The following is a 4,490-nucleotide window of genomic DNA, read 5'->3' as shown; positions in this document are numbered from 1 at the left end:
AAACACTAACAGTATTACTCTTAGTACTTCTTGTGGAGCATTTAATGCTTTTAGTTTCGCGGCACCGAAGTACCGCGTGCACTTGCATCAAACGCCCACATTTATCGACTGTAAATTTTTAAAGATCAGATTCTGTGTTACTGCTTGCTGCGAATCGTTGTGTCCGTCAGCGAAGAGATGAGATTATGCTGTACGGCATTCATTCCGTCAACCCTCTTTTTTCAACTGCTACAATCGCGTCCTCAAAAAACCTCGGCAAAATGCTATGAATAATAAGATGATGAAACGCGGCGGCTTCAGTTCCAGCTTCGGCGTATTGGCCGCAACGCTAGGCTCTGCGGTAGGTCTGGGCAATATCTGGAAGTTCCCTTCCCTCACCGGCGCCAACGGCGGCGCCGGCTTTCTGCTGATTTATCTGCTCGCCACTTTATTGATCGGCTTGCCGGTCATGATTGCGGAAATCACCATGGGCCGCGCCGCCAAGGCCAATCCCATCACCACGCTGCAGCGCCTGGCGCCGAAAAACAGCCTGCCCTGGTGGCTGATCGGCGCGTCCGGCATGCTGGCGGCGTTCCTGATCCTGTCCTTCTATTCGGAAGTGGTGGCGTGGGTGTTTGCCTATGTGTTCAAAGCGATCGGCGGCAGCATCCTCAGCAGCGATCCGCATGTGACCGAGAGCGCCTTCGGTGCGCTGATCAGCGATCCGCTGCAATCGCTGCTGTGGCAGTGGGCGGTGCTGGTGTTCATCGGCGGGATTTTGCTGATGGGCGTGACCAAAGGCATTGAAGGCATCACCAAGAAGCTGATGCCGGTACTGTTCCTGCTGTTGCTGCTGCTGTGCGCGGTCAGCCTGACGCTGCCCAAGGTGGCGGAAGGCCTGGCCTTTTTGTTCAAGCCCGATTTCAGCAAGATCACGGCAGGCGTGATCCTGACCGCGATGGGCCTGGCCTTCTTCAAGCTGTCGCTGGGCATGGGCACCATGATGACTTACGGCTCCTACTTCCGCGACGACCAGAACATTCCCGCCACCACGGTGCGCGTGATGCTGGCCGACCTGTTTGTCTCCATGCTGGCCGGTATCGCCATCTTCCCTGCGGTGTTCAGTTTCGGCTTCGCGCCGTCGGCCGGCCCGTCGCTGGTGTTCATCACGATTCCCGCCGTGTTCGCACAGATCCCTGGCGGCCATCTGCTGATGATCGCCTTCTTCGTGCTGGCCTCGGTGGCCGCCACCGGCGCCATGCTGTCGATGATGGAAGTGCCGGTGGTGACGCTGCACGAACGCTTCGGCATGAGCCGCACCAAGGCCACCGTGCTGACCATCGCCATCCTGGTGGTGCTCGGTTCCAGCTGCGCGCTGACCAACAGCGTGCTGGCCGATGTCAAGCTGTTCGGCAAGAACATGTTCGACCTGTTCGACTTCGCCTCGTCCAACGTGCTGCTGCCGCTGGGTGGCATTTTGCTAGCCTTGTTTGTCGGCTGGGTGTGGGGGCGCGACAACTTCCAGCGCGCGCTGTCCAACCAGGGCTCGCTGCACAACGCCACTGTGACGGGCGTGGTGTTTTTCCTGCTGCGCTATGTGTCGCCGTTGCTGATCCTGGTGGTGATGCTGAAAGGCCTCGGCCTGTTCTGAACGCTGCGATATACTGACCGCACCGTGAACGATTCAGGGTGCGCGATGAACCAGAGCGAGGTCCCCGTTGTGCCGATGCCGACGATACTCATCGTCGACGATTCGCCGTCCTATCTGGCCGCGCTGCTGGACCGGCTGGAACGGCACGGCTTCCTGATCGTGCTGGCGCAAACGGCGGCCGAAGGGCTGATGCGCGCCGAGTTCGCCGATCCCGACCTGATCCTGCTCGACGTCGTCATGCCCGACATCGACGGCTTCGAAGCCTGCCGCCGCCTCAAGGCCGGCAAGAAGACCAAGGACATACCGGTCATCTTCATGACCGGCCTCACCGATCCCAAACAGAAAGTCACCGGCTTCGATGCCGGCGGCGTCGACTACATCACCAAGCCGTTCCAGATCGAGGAAGTGCTGGCGCGCATCAACACCCACCTGGCGCTGCGCCGCGCCAACCGCGAACTGCAGGACATGATCGCCACGCTGGCCAAGGCGCGCGAGGAGCTGGTGCGCAACGAGAAGCTGGCCGGCCTGGGCGCGCTGGTGGCCGGCATCGCGCACGAGCTGAACACGCCGATCGGCAACAGCCTGATGGCCTCCACCACCTTCGAGATGCAGACCGACGAGATCCACCGCCACATGACCAGCGAAGGCGGCGTCACGCGCAAGGAGTTCGAGCACTATATCGAGAACGCGCGGCTGTCGGTCGACATTCTCAGCCGCAACCTGCATCGCGCGGCCGACATCGTCACCAACTTCAAGCAGGTCGCGGTCGACCAGACCAGCTCGCAGCGGCGCAGCTTTCTGCTGGCCGAAGTCATCGCCGGCAACCTGCTGACGCTGCAGCCGACCATCAAGCGCACGCCGTTCGTGATCGAGCAGCATGTGCCGGCGGACCTGATGATGGAGAGCTATCCGGGGCCGCTGGGCCAGGTCGTGACCAACCTGATCAACAACGCCATCCTGCACGGCTACGAAGGGCGCAGCGAGGGCCTGATCGCGGTCAGCGCGCAGTTGTCGGCGCAAGGCTGGGTGACGCTCAGCGTGGAAGACCACGGCGCCGGCATCGCGCGTGAAGACGTGCCGCGCATTTTCGATCCCTTCTTCACGACCAAGATGGGCGTCGGCGGCTCGGGACTGGGCCTGAACATCGTGCACAACATCGTCACCGAGATCCTCGGCGGGCGCATCGACGTCAGCAGTGAAGTGGGCGGCGGCACCCGCTTCACGCTGACCTTGCCGATGTCGGCGCCGCTCAGGTAGTCCTTACTCCTGCGTCCAGGTCGCCAGCACGCCGTCTGTCACGCCCGTCTTGCTATTGCCCATGTGCTGCACCACGAGATAGCCAGTGCTGCTGTCCGGGCGCGTGTAGCGATACGCAGTAAAGGTCAGCCATTTGCCGGTCGACAGGTCTGGCAGTTGCTGGCCGTTGAGAATGCTGGTCACGGCCGCGGCATTGAAGCTCAACAGGCCGGCGCCGCTCGGGAAACTGCCATTGCCGTTGGCATCAAAACTGAAGCTGTTGATATTGCTGCCGCCGGTTGCACAATTTTCACGGTACACACTCAGCGTCTGGCCCGCCAGTTGCGTGGCGTCCGTCAACTGGACCGCTGAAATTGCCACCAGCAGATCAGTGGATTTGCTGGTGGCGCCATTCGGCGTCGCCACCGAGGTGCACAGCATCGTTACTTCCGGCAAAAGCGCTGCTGCCGGCAGACCGACGCTGGCGACCACCGGCGCCGTATAGACAATCGCGCGCGTGGTCAGGTCACGCGACCAGCTCCCGACCTTCGGCACCCCCATGCCGTAAATCAGCTTGCCGCTGGTAGCAGGCGGCGCCACGCCGCCACTCGCATAGCTGTAATACGCCGAATAGGCAGGCGTGTTGACCATGTCCTGCAGGTAGTAATAGCCGGCATAGCGCTTGATCGATTCCTGCTGGGACGACCCGGTCAGCGAAACAATGAAGTCGTCGATCTGGCGCTTGAAGGCGGTCATGTCGGTATCGACGCCGACCACGGCCATCAGCGCGCGCACACTCAGGATGACATTGGCGCCGCTATAGGCCGCCGCCTTCTGCGGCTGATCCAGCGCAGCGGTGAAGTAGGTCGCCGCGTCCAGTTTATTGGCCGCCACGGCGGCATCCGTGCCTTGGGCGGCGCCGGCAATCGCCAGCAGTACTTGCGCGCGCGTCGCCGCCTTGCTGTTGATAAGCCCGCCCCAGAAGTCCAGGCCACTGGCCTCGGCATTGCGATTAAAGATATTCAGGTAGACCGCGTTGACGAAAGCAGCATTGCTGCCGCCGATCAGATCCTGCGATTCCTGGCTGTTGGCAAATGCATCGACAATGCCGCGAATCGCGGTATTGGTGATGTAGTTCTGGCTGAGTTCGACCGTGGTGAGCGGCAAATTGGCGTTGCTGAACTGCTGCTGCCAGAACGCCAGTCCGTCCACATCGGCAGGACGGCCAAAGAAGCCGAGGTAGAGGCGCTGGATCACCGGCGTATAGTCGGCCAGCGCATGCGGGGCGCCTTGCGCGGCGCGCAGGCCCATGGTCTTGGCTTGTGGTGCGGTGGAAGTGGTGTCGGACCCGCCGCATGCAGCCAGCAGCAGGGCCAGGGAGGCCAACGGAATCCAGGTTTTCATCATGCTTCCTCAAATTAGAGAGAAACCAATAATACCTTTTTTATAACTTAATGGAAATAAAAAAACCCGCTCAGATCACTGAGCGGGTTTTTCCTAATAACTAGCTTGACGATAACCTACTTTCACACTGGTTGCAGCACTATCATCGGCGTAGAGTCGTTTCACGGTCCTGTTCGGGATGGGAAGGGGTGGGACCGACTTACTATGGTCATCAAGCTTT

3 protein-coding genes and 1 rRNA gene are annotated in these 4,490 nt (G+C 60.6%); 2 read left to right on the top strand and 2 right to left on the bottom strand.

Annotated features, from left to right (window positions below; all coding sequences use genetic code 11):
• Positions 1-265 precede the first annotated feature (265 nt).
• Both GJ695_RS29195 and GJ695_RS29190 read left to right on the top strand, forming a co-directional pair.
• Positions 266-1,630, top strand: coding sequence for a sodium-dependent transporter (locus GJ695_RS29195; RefSeq protein ID WP_154370588.1), 1,365 nt, complete (start codon positions 266-268; stop codon positions 1,628-1,630).
• 45 nt (positions 1,631-1,675) lie between these two features.
• Positions 1,676-2,887 carry a sensor histidine kinase gene (locus GJ695_RS29190; RefSeq protein WP_154370587.1) on the top strand — a complete coding sequence of 404 codons (1,212 nt, stop codon included), beginning with the start codon at positions 1,676-1,678 and terminating at the stop codon, positions 2,885-2,887.
• A 3-nt stretch (positions 2,888-2,890) separates the two neighbouring features.
• Here the strand turns inward: GJ695_RS29190 and GJ695_RS29185 are convergent, their stop codons facing one another.
• Both GJ695_RS29185 and rrf read right to left on the bottom strand, forming a co-directional pair.
• Positions 2,891-4,273: a DUF4214 domain-containing protein gene (locus GJ695_RS29185; protein ID WP_154370586.1), complete on the bottom strand. Its 1,383-nt coding sequence runs from the start codon at positions 4,271-4,273 to the stop codon at positions 2,891-2,893.
• Between the two features lie 100 nt (positions 4,274-4,373).
• Positions 4,374-4,486 (bottom strand): 5S ribosomal RNA (gene rrf / locus GJ695_RS29180).
• Positions 4,487-4,490: the final 4 nt, after the last annotated feature.

It is taken from the genome of Duganella alba (assembly GCF_009674495.1).
GTDB lineage: Bacteria > Pseudomonadota > Gammaproteobacteria > Burkholderiales > Burkholderiaceae_D > Rugamonas > Rugamonas alba.
Note: the sequence above shows the minus strand (reverse complement) of the source record. Positions and strands in the feature narration are given on the sequence as shown.

Excerpts from the sequence above, each read along its gene's own strand:
- GJ695_RS29195 (WP_154370588.1), top strand. The coding sequence starts at position 266 with ATGAATAATAAGATGATGAAACGCGGCGGCTTCAGTTCCAGCTTCGGC.
- GJ695_RS29190 (WP_154370587.1), top strand. The coding sequence starts at position 1,676 with ATGAACCAGAGCGAGGTCCCCGTTGTGCCGATGCCGACGATACTCATC.
- GJ695_RS29185 (WP_154370586.1), bottom strand. The coding sequence starts at position 4,273 with ATGATGAAAACCTGGATTCCGTTGGCCTCCCTGGCCCTGCTGCTGGCT.